This is a genomic window from Pseudoalteromonas sp. R86517 (assembly GCF_042466295.1).
In the GTDB taxonomy this organism is placed as follows: Bacteria; Pseudomonadota; Gammaproteobacteria; order Enterobacterales; family Alteromonadaceae; genus Pseudoalteromonas; species Pseudoalteromonas atlantica.
Genome location: NZ_JAXHCB010000001.1, coordinates 1,331,073 through 1,347,843, shown reverse-complemented (window position 1 = coordinate 1,347,843; position 16,771 = coordinate 1,331,073). Strand labels below are relative to the sequence as shown.

Here is a 16,771-nt window from a genome sequence, read left to right as displayed (position 1 = left end):
TATTGTATAACAATTTTAACAATTAACTGATTATTTACTGAATAAATAACCAATTAAAGCTAAATTATTTTCCTGATGTATCACAGTTATGGCTTAACAACATTAATTCGCGCAGTGCAACTGAGAACTTAGCAAAGTCGTGACTTTGCGAGGTTTTAAATTCAGCTAACATTTGCTTCCAACGCTGTAGCAGCAGATCTTGGCTGGCCATCCACTGATCGATTTGATTATCAACATCGTTTTCGTCACCTTCAAAGCTGTTTAGCACAACATGAGAAAGCGTACGTTGTTGCCAATCAAGCTCTTCACGGTACGACGCACGGGCAAGTGCTTGCCAATGGTTAGAAACAGGCTGGTTAGTAATTTGATCTAAGAACCAGTGTAAGCCCATACGCGAGCCGAGTTTAAAGTAGGTATTAGATACCATCGCCACACTGCGGCCTGAATTATGCGCTATTTCAGCAATATCCATTACAGAGAACAGGCTAGAAAGGTCTATAATACGCTTAGCAATTTGCTTAGGTACACCTTTTTCAACTAGCTCATTTGCTTTACCAGTTAAACATTCGTGTTCTTTGTCTTGCATGTACGTATTTAAGTTTTCGCTTAAATCTTTAAACGTTGGCGCAAAGAACTCGATAGCTTGTTCAATTGTTTGTGACTTATTACGATGACGTAAGAACCAGCGTGTTGCACGACGAACAGTACGACGTAATTGGTACAGCATTTCGGTTTGAACTGCTGCTGGGATTTTATTATCTAGCGCACTGATTGATGACCAGGTTTCACGCATTTCAAAAATCTCACTCGCAATTGAGTAGCACATTGCGATTTCAGCTTCGTTAGCACCGGTCTCTTCGTTCATGCGTACCATGAAGTTTAAGCCCATGTCATTAACGATATTGTTCGCCAGTTTTGTTGCAATAATTTCTTTGCGCAGTGGGTGGTTATCCATCGCGTCGTTAAATTTTTCACGCAGTGGACGCGGGAAAGACTTAACTAGTAGCTGACGGTAGTAAGGGTTTTCAGTAATTTCATCTGTTACTAACGACTCTTTAAGCACCATTTTAGCGTACGAAACTAATACTGAAAGCTCTGGACGTGTTAGGTCTTTACCTGCTGCAGCGCGCTCTGCCAACTCTTCATCCGTTGGTAAAAACTCAATTGCACGGTTTAGCTTGCCTTCTTTTTCAAGGGCATGAATAAAGCGGATCTTCTCTTTAAGAGTTGATGCACCTTTAGACTGTGTAATCGACAATGTATGTGTTTGACGGTAACAATCTTTAAGTACAAGCTCAGACACTTCGTCGGTCATAGAGTAAAGTAACTCATCACGTTGTTTACGTGTTAAATCCCCTTCTGAAACTAAGCCGTTAAGTAAAATTTTAATATTTACTTCGTTATCTGAACACGCAACACCGCCTACGTTATCAATAAAGTCGGTATTTACACGCCCGCCTTTGGCTGCAAACTCGATACGCCCTAATTGGGTTGCACCTAAGTTACCCCCCTCACCTAATATTTTAGCGCCAAGGTCTTTACCGTTTATGCGCAGCGCATCGTTTGCACGATCCCCTACATCAGCGTCTGTTTCGTGGCTGTTTTTAATATAAGTACCAATACCACCGTTCCACAGTAAATCAAATTCCATCATTAATGAGGCTTTGATTAACTCGTTCGGTGTCATGCTTGCTTTTTTAGTGCCAAGCATTTTTTTCATTTCTGGGCTTAAAGAAATCGATTTAGCTGCGCGCGAGAAAATCCCACCACCCGCTGAAATCAGATCTTTATTGTAATCTTCCCATGATGAACGAGGCAGGTTAAACAAGCGCTCACGCTCTGGGTAAGAGGTCGCTGCATCTGGTGTAGGGTCTACAAATATGTGCATATGGTTAAACGCGACTTGTAAGCGAATGTGCTTAGACAATAACATGCCGTTACCAAATACATCGCCGGCCATATCACCAATAGCAACCACAGTGAAGTCGGTAGTTTGACAGTCAATATCCATTTCACGGAAATGACGTTTAACAGACTCCCATGCACCTTTTGCTGTTATGCCCATTTTCTTATGGTCATAACCTACTGAACCACCTGATGCAAACGCATCACCTAGCCAGAAGTTGTATTCGTTAGCAATACCATTAGCAATATCAGAGAAGGTAGCTGTACCTTTATCGGCTGCAACTACTAAGTATGGGTCGTCTTCATCGTGACGTGTTACATTAGTTGGCGGTACAATTTCACCACGCTCAATGTTATCGGTAATGTCTAATAAACCACGAATGAAAATCTTGTAACACTCTTGACCTTCTTTAATAAAGGCTTCGCGTTCACTCGGTAGCTGCTTACATACAAAACCACCTTTAGAACCTACCGGAACAATTACAGTGTTTTTAACTTGTTGCGCTTTTACTAAGCCCAATACCTCAGTACGGAAATCTTCACGACGGTCTGACCAACGAAGGCCACCACGAGCAACTTTACCACCACGTAAATGCACACCTTCTACACGCGGAGAGTATACAAAAATCTCAAATGCTGGCAGCGGAAGCGGCATATCAGGAATTAAGCTAGGCTGTACTTTAAACGACACGTAAGATTTAAACTGACCTGTTTCATCTTTTTGGAAGTAGTTAGTACGCAGTGTTGCGACAATCATATCTACGTATAAACGTATAATACGGTCATCATCAAGGTTCGCTACGTTTTCAAGCTCTAAGTAAATTTGTGCACTTAATTTTTCAAGTGTTTTAGGACTTGCAGGGCTTTTTACTGAGAATTTTTTAGCAAATAAGTTAACTATTTGCGCAGCAATATGCGGGTAATTTGCAAACGTGCTCTCAATGTAGGTCTGTGAGAAGGTAACCCCAATTTGGCGCATATATTTTGCATAGGCACGTAATATAGAGGCTTCACGACCTGTTAAACCACCCATTAATACTAAGCGGTTAAAGCCGTCGTTTTCAAGGCGGTTGCCCCATACATTAGTTAATGCAGCGCGAAAACGAGCAGAAATCTTATCAAAGTCGGCCATTCCTTTGCTGTCAATCAGCATAGAGAAGTCCATGATCCAGTTGATACGACCATCACTTGTTTTAACAGAATATGGCGTTTCACCTACAACGCGTAAACCAAAGTTTTCTAGCATTGGCATAACATCAGATAAGTGAATGGGCTCATCTTTATGGAACAAGCTTAGGCGTACAATATTGCTGTTAGCTTCTTCTTGCGGACGGTAGAACAACATTTCTAGCTTGTTCTCGTCGTTTAACAATTCTAGCTTTTCAATATCTACAACCGCAGCACTCGGTAGTACTTCATCTTTGTACGAGCGTGCAAACGCGTTGCAATATTTACGATTTAGCTCATTACCGCGGGCTTCCCCTGCGGACTCTAACAGTGCAGATTGTAATTTATCTTCCCATGTACGAGCAGCTTCTACTAGGTTGTTTTCGATGTCTTTCACGTTATATTCGATATTGTTATCGGTCACACGAACGGTGTAATGTGTACGCGCCAGTGTTGACTCAGAGAAATAGGTAGTAAATTCGACTTTTTCGTCAGAATTAAAGGCGTTAGCTAAAATGTCTTGTGTTTCTCGGCGCAGCGCTGTGTTATATCGCTCACGCGGGACGTACACCATACAAGAGAAGAAACGTCCGTAGGCGTCTTTACGAACAAACAAACGACACATGTCACGCTCTTGAATTTGTAAAACACCCATTGCTACTTCGAGTAACTCGCTCTCGCGAGCTTGAACTAATTCATCACGTGGGTACGTTTCTAAAATATTAAGTACCGCTTTGTATGCATGGGTGCCTTTTGCAAAGTCACACATATCCATGATGCGGTTAATTTTAGTTTTTAGAACAGGCACATCTGCTGCGCTGTTGTTGTAAAAGCTTGATGAAAATAGGCCGATAAAACGGTCTTCACCAACCACATTGCCTTCATCATCAAAGCGTTTAATACCAACGTAATCTATGTAGGCTGGGCGATGAACACGCGATACAGAGTTCGTTTTTGTTAATACTAATAAGTTACTGCTGAGGGCTTCTTGGCGAGCAAATTCTGGTAATTCAGATAATAAACGTGTGTGCTCATCGGTTGAATTTTTCATCAGGCCGAGACTGGTGTCCATTTTACCTTTTAACTGGTAATCACCTTGTACAGGGGTAAGCTCGTACTCGCGATAGCCCATTAAAGTAAAGTTATCTTTAGCCAGCCAATCTAAAAACTCTACGGCTTCAGATACTTCGTTCTTATTTTTATTGTGCTTACGTTTTGGTACTTCTTTAGTAACAGAGACTAATTTTTCGCGAATTGGCTGCCAATCATCTACCGCAATAGAAACATCAACCAATACTGATTCGAGCTCTTTTTTGAAAGACGCAATAACAGATGCATCGGTTTGGCGGTCAATCTCAATAAAGAACACTGTTTTAGTAGAGGTTGATTCTTGCTCTGCTTTTAAATTTGATAAACCAGAAATTTTAGCGTTATTGTCACGCTGAATTTTTAGTGGGCAGTGAAGTAATAAGTGAGAAGCTATATTTTCACGGGTCATAGCCATACGAACAGAATCTACTAAAAATGGCATATCTTTAGCAATAATTTCTACAATTGTATGTGATGACTGCCAGCCATCTTTTGCTACTTCAGGGTTGAAAACGCGAATTACTGCGTCGTCCGTGGTGTTTTTTTCTAGTGCATTCCAAAGGCTGAGTGCAGCACCGTATAGGTCACTATCATTGCGATTTGCCAAATCCTCTTTAGACATATTGCTGTACAAGGCTTTGGCGAATTTCTCAACGAGTAACACATTATCAGCGTGAACTTTTTTCTGGATAAGCTTACAGACATTATCTAGGATAACCGAGGCTTGGCCTTCATTTCGTGTCATTGTATGTTCCTTAATCTATTACTGCTTTTAGTTAAGCAGAATATTTGTACAGCCATTTATTAGCGTGGAGTCAGTTAAATTCTAACCCTTTTAGCGCTAATAAACAGCCTTTTCGATGAAAACATTTTAAGCATTTCAGCTATTTGGTCATCTATTCACAAAATATAGATATAAATGACCATTACAGGTCATTTAGGAGCACAATTATTCACTTTATTTTTTCTGGTCGGTCCACAGCAGACTACCAATTGCGGGTAATAGCAGTACCGCACCTAACATATTTACTAAAAACATGAAGGTAAGCAGTATTCCCATATCTACTTGAAACTTAAGATCAGAGAATATCCACGTACTCACACCTATCGCAAGGGTAATACCGGTAAACAATACAGCACTGCCACGCTCAACAAGGGCATTACGGTACGCCACGCTCAGCGGTACGTTTTGCTTAAGTTGGCCCATCATTGAAGAAAGTATATAAATACCGTAATCCACACCAATACCTACACCTAAGGCTATAACAGGTAAAGTAGATACCGTTAAGCCAATTTCTAATTGCACCATAAGTGCTTGTGCAAGAGTTGATACAATATACAGAGGTAATACCACTGCGATTGTCGCTTTTACGCTCTTAAAGCTTAACAAACACAAAATAATAACTGCGCCGTAAACGTATAGCATCATCGGAATTTGCGCCGCAGAAACAGACTCGTTTGTTGCCGCCATCACCCCTACAGGCCCAGACGCTAACTTAAAGGCTAACTTGTCTGTGCCTTCTTCTTGTGCAAATTGCTTAACACGTTGAATAACGGTATCGATTGTATTTGCTTTGTGATCATCTAAAAATATAATCACCGGCATGACTGAGCAATCACCATTAAGTAACCCTGTGCTTGTTTCTACACGGGCTGTTGATTGCACTAAGCTGGCTGAATTACGCGGTAAGCTTTGCCATTTTAAGTTACCTTCGTTGTAACCTGCGTTAACCGACTGCGCCACAGAGCTTAAACTAACCGCCGATTGTACGCCTGGCACGTTTTCTACCTTGTACTGAAAACGGCTAATGCGCGCCATCACATCGTGCTCTGTACACGCCGCTGGGTAAGCCTCAACAATCACTTTTAAAATATCCGACGAAATAGTGTATTTGTCCGATATTAAAAAAGTATCTTGATTGTAGCGAGCATCTTGATGCAGCGAAGGCGCACCTGCATGTAAATCACCAATTCGCATTTTATCTGCTTGCCAGTAACCTAAGGCAAATAACACCAGGGTAAAACCAATAATCATTTTTGCGGTTTTAGGGTCTGTGGCTTTTACTAATAAATCGCGTATCGCATCTAGCATATTTGGCTTTTGCGCATCGCCTGATTGAATATGCACAGTGTTGGCAAAATTCATATACGAGGCCCACACTGGTAATAAAATTAAATTAGTAAATATAATAACCGCAACACCTAAACTTGCTGTGATTGCAAGTTCACGAATAATACCTATATCAATAGTCAGCAGGGTTAAAAAGCCCACCGTGTCTGAAAGCAGCGCAATACCACCAGGTACAAGTAATGCTCTAAAGCTTGATTGACAACAAATGCGGGTACTTTTGCCCTCACCTACTTTTTTACCAATGGCGTTGATCATCTGCACGCCGTGGCTTACACCAATCGCAAATACTAAAAACGGCACCAATATAGACATAGGGTCGAGTCCAAAACCTAAACTCGACAATAAACCCATTTGCCAGATTACGGCAATAATTGAACACGCTATAGGTAAAATGGTGAGCTTTAAACTGCCACAAAATAGCCATACCATAATAAAGGTAAAACCAATGGCAATAGCAAAAAATAGCACAACGCCTTTTGCCCCTTGAGCGATATCGCCGGCCATTTTGGCAAATCCAATAATATGAATACTGACTTTATCTGTACTTAAAGGCTCTCTTACTTGCGTTTCTAACTTATCTGCAAATGCGAGTGTATCTAGCTTTTGCTGAGTTTGCGGGTCGGTTTCTAGTAGCTGCGCGGTCACCATGGCACATGAGTAATCGCTGGCAATCATTCGCCCTACTACTTTTGCTTTTTCGATGTTTTCTTTAACTACCGCTAAACCTTTTTGGTCGGCTTTAAAGTTTGCAGGAATAATTGGGCCGCCAGCAAAACCATCTTCAACCACTTCGACAAAACGCGCACTGGGCGCAAAAATAGAGTTAACTAATGGGCGGTTTACACCAGGAATAAAATACAGTTGATCGTGTACTGCTTTTAATTGGGTGAAAAATTCGGGGTTAAAAATGTTGCCACTGTCATCACACACCGAAATTAAAATGCTATTTGCGCCACCAAATTGTTTTTCGTGTTTGGTGTACACTTTCATGTATTCATGATTTAGTGGAATATTTTTGTTAAACGAGGCGTCTAGTTCAATGTGAGTGGCTTTATAGCCTAAAAAACATGTGATTAGCGCAAAAGCGATCAACATGATAGTACGGTGTCTAAACACTGCCTTTTCTAAAAAATCTAAAAACGTATGCATTAAGGGTTCAACTCCTTCACTTTAATGCCATCTTCTGTTGCCATGACTAATTTATTATTAATTATTACGCCATCAAGAATAGCTTTACCATCGGGGCGTTGTTCATGTGTAAGTAAGCCGTCTTTTAAATGAAAGATCACACCACTATTTGCCAGCAGTAACCAATGCTCATTATTATAATTTATAACGTTATTAACCGTGGCCGTTTTAACATTTTCAAAATGCTGCCATTGTTGTTCATTTTTATTTTTAGCAAATACATTTCCTCTGAGCCCTGCCACAATCTCTTGCTGCGGATCTGATGCTACCGCAAAAAAAGAACCTGGGTAAATTTCATCAAGGCGTTGCCATGTTTGGCCATTATCACTGCTTTTGGCCATTAACCCCATTTCACCGACTAACATCAAACCACTGTCTGTTTTTTCAATACGGTTAAAATGAGGCAGTATAGATGCTGTTTCAGCTTCGTAGCCTTGAGGATCATTTTCTTTTAAATCATTCAAATACTCTCTATCTTCACTAAACAGTAAAGAGTCTAAAAAGCGTTTACGCCAGTGCTTGCCGCCATCACTGGTTTGATAAAACATGCCATAAGCGCCCACAGCAAAACCATTTGAGTCATCTTCAAAGTAAATATCTAAACAAGGCTTATCAAGCTCTGGTTTTGCTTGTTGTAATTGCCAATTTAAACCACCATCGGTGGTATTAATTATTGTGGCATCGTGCCCGCACGCCCACCCGTGGGTTTCATTAGAAAAATCGACAGCCGTTAACAATACCTGTGTAGGGACGCTTTGCGCTTGCTGCCACTGCTCAGCGTTTTTGCTTGTTATTACCGTACCGTGCTTACCTACAGCCACTAAACCTGCACCTGTATTGGTAATATCAGTTAGTAGGGTTTTATTTGCGTTAATTGCGCTAATAGCATACTGAGGTGCATCTTGTGCAATACTCGCACCGCTTATGATCAGGCTGGCATATACCAAATACTTCATAAATTTTAATCGCCTTGAACTGAAGAATTGTTTGTCTGTTTGCTGAGGAAAATCCTGCGTGTCGTATAGACAAACGCGATGAGAAAGAAAAAAGCAGCTAACGGGCTGTTAGCTGCATATTACGTTGTTATCTACCTTCACGGCGTAATGCGCTTGAAGTAAATTCGTTATCGTTAAACGACTCTGAAAAGTCGTACATTTTTTCTTGGTTATCTAAACCAATAGCTAAGTAACGGCGCGAATTTAAATCATGATACACTTCTAAAGTACTCCACTGCGTAGGTACTTCGTAGTAGTTTAAGCCATATGCCATTGCTACACGATAAAGCTGGTCGCGATTATCATAAATATCGGTCACTTGTACTTGCCAGCTATCTTCATCAATATAAAACACGCGTTTTTTATAAATATGGCGTGTATCATCTTTTAAGTTAGCTTCAACAACCCATACACGGTGCTTTTCATAACGCGTATGCTCTGGGTTAATGTGGCCTGGTTTTAAAATATCGTCGTACTCTAGTTTATCACTGTGTAACTTGTAGCTATTGTACGGAATATATAGCTCTTGCTTACCTTTTAACGTCCAGTTATAACGGTTAGGTGAGCCATTAAACATATCAAAATCATCGGTAGTACGTAAGCTATCTGCGGCTGTACCTGGAGCGTCATATGCAACATTTGGTGCACGACGAACACGACGCTGACCTGAGTTATATGTCCACGCTTGGCGAGGCGTTAAAATTTGATCCATGGTTTCGTGTACAAGTAGCGCTGTACCGGCAAGGCGTGCTGGCTCTGTCACCTTTTGCTTAAATTTAAACAAAATGTTTGAGTCTTGAAGCTCTGCAGGAGTCGCTTTAGGATCTGAATATTTAACCAATAGTTGTTCATCAAAGCCTACATAATTGTACGAACCCGATGCGGTGGGTGCAGCTTGTCCACCAAAACGCTCTATTGATTGTCCACGATAGCGTAATAAGTGATTCCAAATAGCTTCTAAGCCAGATTTAGGAATAGGAAATGGAATACCAATTGCGGTATTTTTTATTCCGTTGCCACCTTCAATAAGCTCAGCCGTTGCAGCAAACTCTTTTGTTGCATCGTATACAAACTGTGGGTAAGACGCAGAGCGGCGCGTTTCATAAACAGGCATTTTAAACGTATCTGGGTATGCTTCAAATAAAGCAATTTGACCAGGGCTTAAGTTAGCTTTGTACTTATCAAGGTTTGTTTTATCAATGGTAAACAACACTTTGTCCGCAGAATACGGGTCTAAATGGTGCATGCCTGGCTCATAACCTTCTGGTGCAGATGTAATACCGCCATTCCACGCTGGAATTGACCCATCAGCATTGGCTGCTTTTTCTGCGCCAAATGGCGTTAAGTCTTGTCCTAAACGTGCAACTTCTTCAGCGCTCATTTTTGCCATTGCCGCTGAACTTAAAAACATGCTACACAAAGCGGTAGCGATGAGGGTAGGTTTTTTAATCATACTAATATTACCCCTAAATTGAATATTTTAAATTGAAAGAAACGTAGTCACGATCTGAGAAAGTATTGATATCGCCACCACCCCAAAATGAGTTGTAGCTCACATCAAGTGACCATGCATTTTGGTAATTAAAGTTCATCGTTACACCCAACGATTTACGGTCTTCAATAAACAAGAACATAGGATCCGGGGTGTTACCGTTTACATCATGAGAAAATACAAATCGTGGAGAGAAGTTAATGCCATTGTAAAGGTTAAAGTAATCACCTTTAGCAATTAGGCGGTAACCCCAAGATGATGCCGTTGCAAACGACTTTTCTTCTGGGCCATTAGAAAGGCCTAGTTGTAATGTTGTGTAGTCAGTAGTGCCTGGGCCTGTGATCACACCGCTTCGACCTGTACCCGACACATTTAAACGCATTTCGTCGTAGTCAGGCATATCATGAATTTTAACAGCACCTACTTCACCTACTACAGCCCAGCTATCAGCACCTAATGACGGGCCAAATAAATGTGTTGCAGTAAACTGAATTTGTGATGTGTCGCGTTCAATATAACCTTGTGCAACTTCACCTGCCGCTACAGAGCTAATCGCATCACCAAAACTCATTTGCGAAATACCCGCAAAGTCTGGGCGAATACCGGCAAGCGCCAATTGTTCAGGCATGGCGGTATAAAGTAGCTCTACATCGTCTATTTGTAACGGTTCGTCTTTACGAAATGCAAACTCACCAGCAAACGCGGTTTCGCCAATTGTGGTGTTAAAGCTTAAACCGTAAAGTTTAATATCTTCTGGGTAATCATTTTCTGCTTTTGAAAACGCAACTAAATCTGCCACGTTGTCATCTGTAATTTCTGTTGTTGCAATCATCGCTAAATCTTGTGCGATGGCAGCTTGAGAAAAGTTAGATACACGACCAGAAATTAGCGGACGTCGACTATGGTAGTTAACGTGGTATAACGCCACTTCTGTGTCGTTCCACTCTGGTAAAAATACACCTAAACGTAAACCATATTGGCCGCCGTCATCTGGCTCTGTTTTACCGTTATCGCCTTTCCCCTTAAGCGCAACTTTAGTTGGATGAGCTAAATACATGTTTGCAAGCAGGGCTTGGCCTTCAGCACTTGTTGGGTCAATACCCTGTGCTGCGGCTACCTGAGCAAAATTAGTATAAAGGTTATTAAGGCTGTCGGTTAAAAAGGCCATATCAATGTCAGGGTTTGAAGTAAAACCTAACTGTACATTTTGCTGATAGCCGTTTTCTGCTGCAAAGTCATTGGTAGAAAAATAAGTACCCGCAGCCGGTAGGCGTGTTTCATGCCATTGGTACTGATAAAAACCTTCTAAAGTAATATTTTCAGTGATCCCTAATGACGCCCAAAGCATACCTACAGGAATAAATGCTTCTTTAAGCTCAGCACCTGGCGCTTTTAAGCGGTCAATATCGACCGGGTTTACGTTAATACCATGAGAGATAAGTGTACTCTCACCCCAGTTAACTACTTGTTGACCAAGGCGAATTGACAGCGGGTTATTGCCATCGTTTAAGTCAAAATTTGCCCAAACGTAGGCATCTAATAAACGAATGTCGGCACAGCTTTGCTCTTTTGTGTCGTCATCATCACATGGATCTACGCCTTGTCCTGAGGTTGGGTTAACGTAGGCTCTATCACCATCCATTAACTCAAAATCGTAAAAGTACATAAAACGTGTGAATAAGCCGTAGTTATCTTTACTAATTGAAAGGTCGTGTGTTCCTTTCAATAATTTTGAAAACGAATCACCGCTATCAAAATTAAGATTACCTGCATCGCCATTATTAGAGTAAGAGCCTGGTTGAGCCCAAACATCTTGAGAAGAATAAATTGTATTTAATGAAGGATTATACCCAGTCCAATCAAATGCAGGATTATTGCTTTTACCAATAATGTCGAAATCTCTGTCTTCAACACGGACGCTTTGACCATAGGAAAAAGTTGAGTCGAAGGTGACATCAAAGCCCCCTACCTCAAAATTTGCTGCATTCGCTGCTGCAGATAAACCTAAGCTTGCGGCTGCTAAACCTATAGCTATTTTGTTTTTAACAAAAAGCGATCTTCTTATCATTGTGTATCCCCCCTGTCGTGGGTAATTATGTGTGATCAAGTTATTGTTTTTAGTGTAATCTTAACGATAGAAGCGATTATAAAAAATTACAAATGGTCGCGTTCAATCAATTATTATATTTTTTGAGCTGACGTTTACGTATTGGTAAGACGTCATACCAGATAATTTATACACGTAAATTAACAATAGAACAAATTGAAATTAACAAAAAGATAATATTTTTATGTATCTATAACATAAAAACAGCAGATTAGGCGATACGTTCGAGGCGAATAAATTTATTCTCGGGGGTAAGTAAAAGTCTAAAACGCCCTCTTATTCCTATAGATGAAATGTAAGGGCGTAAGTGCGAGGCGGCAAAGCGTATTGTTTTACCGTTATCCTCAACCACTTGTACTGAGCTAAAACGACCATGGTAGTAGTCCATGCATTTGTTATAGCTCAGGTGTAAAGAGAAGTAATACTCAATCATTTAATTAAGCGCTTTTTCAACCTTTTCAAATAAATCAGCACTTAATCCTTCAAGGTTTGCTAAGCGTTGCAACTGTGCTTTCATTGCTTGAGCACGGGTTGTGTCAAAGCGTTTCCACGACATGAAAGGCGTTAACATTCTAGAGGCATTTTGCGGATTAATCGCGTTTAGCTTAATAAGTAAATCACCTAATAATGCGTAACCTTCACCATCTTTTCGGTGAAATTGTGCGGTATTAAAATGACTAAAGCTGCCCACTAATGCCCGTACACGATTTGGATTTGAAAAATCAAAGCTAGGATGCGCGTACAACGCTTTTATATTATCAATAGCATCATCACCAGATTGCATAGCCTGCAGCGCAAACCATTTATCCATAACTAAAACATCATGACGCCACTGGCTATCAAAATGATCTAACAACGTTGTTCTTAATGGGTGTGATGCTTTTACTACCGCACTTAATGAGGCTAAAACATTGGTCATATTCGGTGAATCTGCCGATTCTTTGATAAAGCGGTCAACTTGCTCAGAAGGTATTTTAGCTAAGTAATGTAAACAAACACCTTTAAGCGCTCTTATAGCCACTGCATCTGGATTTATACTGCCATCATCTACTAACGAACTGTAACAATGTAAAAGCTCATCAGATAATTGCTCGGCAATCTGTTGCTCAAACAATCTTGTGATTGTAATGATTTCGTCAACAGGAATTATGTCAAACTCAGCGGCAAAGGTGTCAAAGCTTGGCAGTTTTATAAGCTCTGCTACCAGTGCTAAATCGCCACTTTGTGCGCTTATTAACACACGTAGTGCATTAATAACGTTTTCACTTAGTGTTGCGTGTTCAGGTGCTTTGACTGCTTGCTTAACCGCATTAATAAATAACTGCTGCTGCGCATCCCAACGCGAAAAATCGCTGCGCGCATAACGCATAATATGCAGTAAATCCGGTTCTGAATTTTGCTGGCTTAAAATACAGGGCGCTGAAAAATCTTCAAGTAACACAGCCACTGGGCGAGCAGGTATTTGATCAAAGTAAAACGTTTGCGTTGGCGCAGTTACGTTAAGCACGTGGTCGCGTTTTTCACCTTGATAAGTAAGTGCAATACTTTGCCCATTTTCATCTAATAATTCGATGGCAAATGGAATGTGAAGGCTCTTATTATCTGGCTGATTTAGCGGAGCTGTTTGCTCAATTGTTAAAGTATAAAGTTGCTTATCGTGATCATAGTGCTGTGTTGCATTTAATCGTGGTGTACCTGATTGGCTATACCAACGCTTAAATTGCGTTAAATCTATGCCTGAAGCATCACTCATTGCAGCAACAAAATCATCACAGGTAACCGCTTGACCATCATGGCGTTCAAAGTAAAGCTGCATCCCTTTTTGAAAGTTAACCTCACCTAACAGGGTGTGCATCATTCGGATAACTTCAGCCCCTTTATCGTACACCGTTACGGTATAAAAGTTATTCATTTCGATAACTTTTTCAGGGCGAATTGGGTGCGCCATTGGCCCCGCATCTTCACTAAACTGATGTGTGCGCATTACCTTAACGGCATCAATGCGGTTAAGTGCGCGTGAGCCTAAATCGCTACTAAATTCTTGGTCTCTAAATACTGTGAGCCCTTCTTTTAACGATAGCTGAAACCAGTCTCTACAGGTAACACGGTTACCCGTCCAGTTATGAAAATACTCATGACCAACAATCGACTCTATCGTGTGATAATCTTTATCGGTGGCGGTTTCTTGGTTAGCCAATACGCATTTACTATTAAATACATTTAGCCCTTTGTTTTCCATTGCTCCCATATTGAAAAAATCTACGGCAACAATCATGTAAATATCTAAGTCATATTCTAGGTTAAAGCGTGTCTCATCCCAATGCATGGCTTTTCTTAATGAGTTAATTGCATGTGGTGTTTTAGATAAATTGCCTTTATCAACAAATAACGCAAGCTCAATTTCGCGCCCACTTTTTGTTGTGTAAGTGTCTTTTAGTACATCAAAATCACCCGCTACTAATGCAAATAAGTAACTTGGCTTTTTAAATGGGTCTTGCCATTTAGCAAAATGGCGGCCATCAGCTGTTTCACCGCTGTCAATTTGGTTACCATTTGACAGTAAATGCTTAAAGCTTTTATCAGCAATAATCGTCACATCGTACGTGCTTAGCACGTCAGGGCGGTCTAAAAAGTAGGTTATTTTTCTAAAACCTTGCGCTTCACATTGCGTACAATACGCTCCACCAGATAAATACAAACCTTCTAAAGAGGTATTTGTATCAGGAGAAATTTCAGTAACAATTTTAAGCTGGCATGTGTGAGGTAAATCATTAATGATTAGGTGCTCACCTTCAATCTTATAATTAGTATAAGCAATATTGTCTACTTGCAGCTCCACTAATTGTAAGTCTATGCCATCTAACACAAGCGCTGAGTTTTGATTTGTTGTTCTTTTAAGTGTTAGTAGCGCCGTCACTTTTGTATTTAGTGGTTGTAAGTCAAAAGTGAGTTCAGTGTGCTCTATAGAAAAATTAGGCGCAGTGTAGTCTTTTAAGTATTGCGCTTTTGGCTTTGCTGAAACAGTCATAGTTACTCCAACTAAAGCTCCTTAAAAAAGGAGCTATTTAGATTTAAGCAGGTTGCTTGGGTTCAATGCGTAAAATTTTAATGCCTACGTACGCATAAATAATCGCTAAGAAAGGGTTAATTAAATTAAAGAAAGCATACAAGGCATAGTCAAATGGGTTTATTAATAATACGCTTTGCATGTACGCACCACAGGTATTCCACGGAATTAACGGGCTTGTTATTGTGCCGCCATCTTCTAAAGTACGCGATAAATTAACGGGCTTTAAGCCACGCTTTTTATATTCTTCTTTAAACATACGACCTGGCACTACAATAGCAATGTATTGATCAGCCGCTATTAAGTTTGTGCCCACACAAGTAGCAATGGTTGATGTAATAAGCGAGCCCGTACTTTTTGCTATTTTTAAAATGCTCTTAACAAAAATATCTAATAAGCCGGTTTTTTCCATAATGGCACCAAACATAAGAGCCGTCATGATCAGCCATGTTGTTGTTAACATCCCAGCCATACCGCCACCACTGAGCAATGAATCCATTTTGTCATCACCCGTGTCGATGCTAAAACCATCGAAAAAAGTCGTCCAAATAATTTTAAAATAACCAACCAACTCACCCTGAGAAAGGTCAATTTGTGTCGCAATTAAATCAGACTGAAACAACATTGCCCACACAGCACCAATTACAGCGCCAATTGAAATTGCCGGAAACGCTGGCATTTTTTTAATAGCTAAAACTAGCAGCACAATTAATGGAATTAGCATTTCAAAGCCAATATTAAAGTTTTGCTCTAAAATCGCTGTTATTTCGTCAATCCTGCCGGCTTCGTTAGAAGCCGTTGCATTAAAGCCCATAAATATAAAAATGATTAATGCAATGACAAAGCTAGGAACAGTAGTCCATAACATGTGGTGAATATGTTCAAATAAATCAGCTCCAACAACAGCCGGTGCTAAGTTAGTAGTTTCAGAAAGCGGACTGAGTTTGTCACCAAAGTAAGCACCCGAAATAACCGCCCCTGCCGTCACAGTTTGATCAAGCCCTAACCCGGTGGCCACCCCTAAAAGCGCCACACCTATGGTGGCAGCTGTGGTCCAAGAGCTACCTATACTCATTGCAACAATGCCACAAATTAAGCAGCTTGCGGCGTAAAACCAGCTTGGGTTAATAACCTGTAAGCCATAGTAAATGAGCGTTGGCACGGTACCCGACAACAACCAAGTACCAATTAAGGCGCCCACCATTAATAAAATTAAAATAGCCCCCAATGATAAGGTAATACCTTCAATCATGGCTTCTTCAAGCTTTTTCCACGTGTAGCCATTTTTTAGCCCTATTAGTGCCGCAGCAAAGGTGGCAAATAATAACGCTATTTGGTTAGGACCTGATGACGAGTTATCGCCAAATAAATATACCGCTGCGCCTAAAAGGCAAATTAAAACAGTGATAGGAACAAGTGCATCAAAAAACGAGGCGGGTTTAATCGGTTTTTCTAAAGGCTTCAAAATAGTGACTCCTGCACACCACAAATCGTGGCGTGGTTATTTATTATTTTTAGCGTATCAGTGCTTTTTTTAAGCCACAGTAATGTAACTCAATTTAGTAATTCGCGATTATAGCAATTTAGCGAAATTTAGGTAACAAAAAAGGCGCAAAAAGCGCCTTTTAAA

General features: G+C 40.5%; 8 protein-coding genes. All 8 read right to left on the bottom strand.

The features are described 5' to 3' along the window. Nucleotides 1–64: 64 nt before the first annotated feature. The 8 genes from SJY38_RS06040 to nhaC all read right to left on the bottom strand — a co-directional run bounded on the left by SJY38_RS06040 (nt 65) and on the right by nhaC (nt 16,606). Nucleotides 65–4,906, bottom strand: coding sequence for an NAD-glutamate dehydrogenase (locus SJY38_RS06040; protein WP_377109400.1), 4,842 nt, complete (start codon nt 4,904–4,906; stop codon nt 65–67). 213 nt (nt 4,907–5,119) lie between these two features. Further along, the gene (locus tag SJY38_RS06035; protein WP_096041646.1) at nt 5,120–7,441 is read right to left on the bottom strand and encodes an RND family transporter; all 2,322 of its coding nucleotides are present in this window, start codon (nt 7,439–7,441) and stop codon (nt 5,120–5,122) included. Beyond that, nucleotides 7,441–8,436, bottom strand: coding sequence for a WD40/YVTN/BNR-like repeat-containing protein (locus tag SJY38_RS06030; RefSeq protein ID WP_377109399.1), 996 nt, complete (start codon nt 8,434–8,436; stop codon nt 7,441–7,443). Before SJY38_RS06030 ends, SJY38_RS06035 begins: the two co-directional genes overlap by 1 nt. 127 nt (nt 8,437–8,563) lie before the next feature. Then, nucleotides 8,564–9,928 (bottom strand): DUF1329 domain-containing protein, encoded by a 1,365-nt coding sequence (locus SJY38_RS06025; RefSeq protein ID WP_024033529.1) that lies wholly within the window; start codon nt 9,926–9,928, stop codon nt 8,564–8,566. A 13-nt stretch (nt 9,929–9,941) separates the two neighbouring features. Next, nucleotides 9,942–12,035: a DUF1302 domain-containing protein gene (locus SJY38_RS06020; RefSeq protein ID WP_004586707.1), complete on the bottom strand. Its 2,094-nt coding sequence runs from the start codon at nt 12,033–12,035 to the stop codon at nt 9,942–9,944. 250 nt (nt 12,036–12,285) lie between these two features. Then, nucleotides 12,286–12,507 (bottom strand): DUF2835 domain-containing protein, encoded by a 222-nt coding sequence (locus tag SJY38_RS06015; RefSeq protein ID WP_024033528.1) that lies wholly within the window; start codon nt 12,505–12,507, stop codon nt 12,286–12,288. Next, entirely contained in the window at nt 12,508–15,102 is a 2,595-nt protein-coding gene (gene pepN, locus SJY38_RS06010) for an aminopeptidase N (RefSeq protein ID WP_377109398.1), read from the bottom strand. 43 nt (nt 15,103–15,145) lie between these two features. Then, a complete protein-coding gene (gene nhaC, locus SJY38_RS06005; protein WP_171036153.1) occupies nt 15,146–16,606 on the bottom strand; it encodes a Na+/H+ antiporter NhaC in 1,461 nt (486 codons plus the stop codon). Between the last annotated feature and the right edge of the window lie 165 nt (nt 16,607–16,771).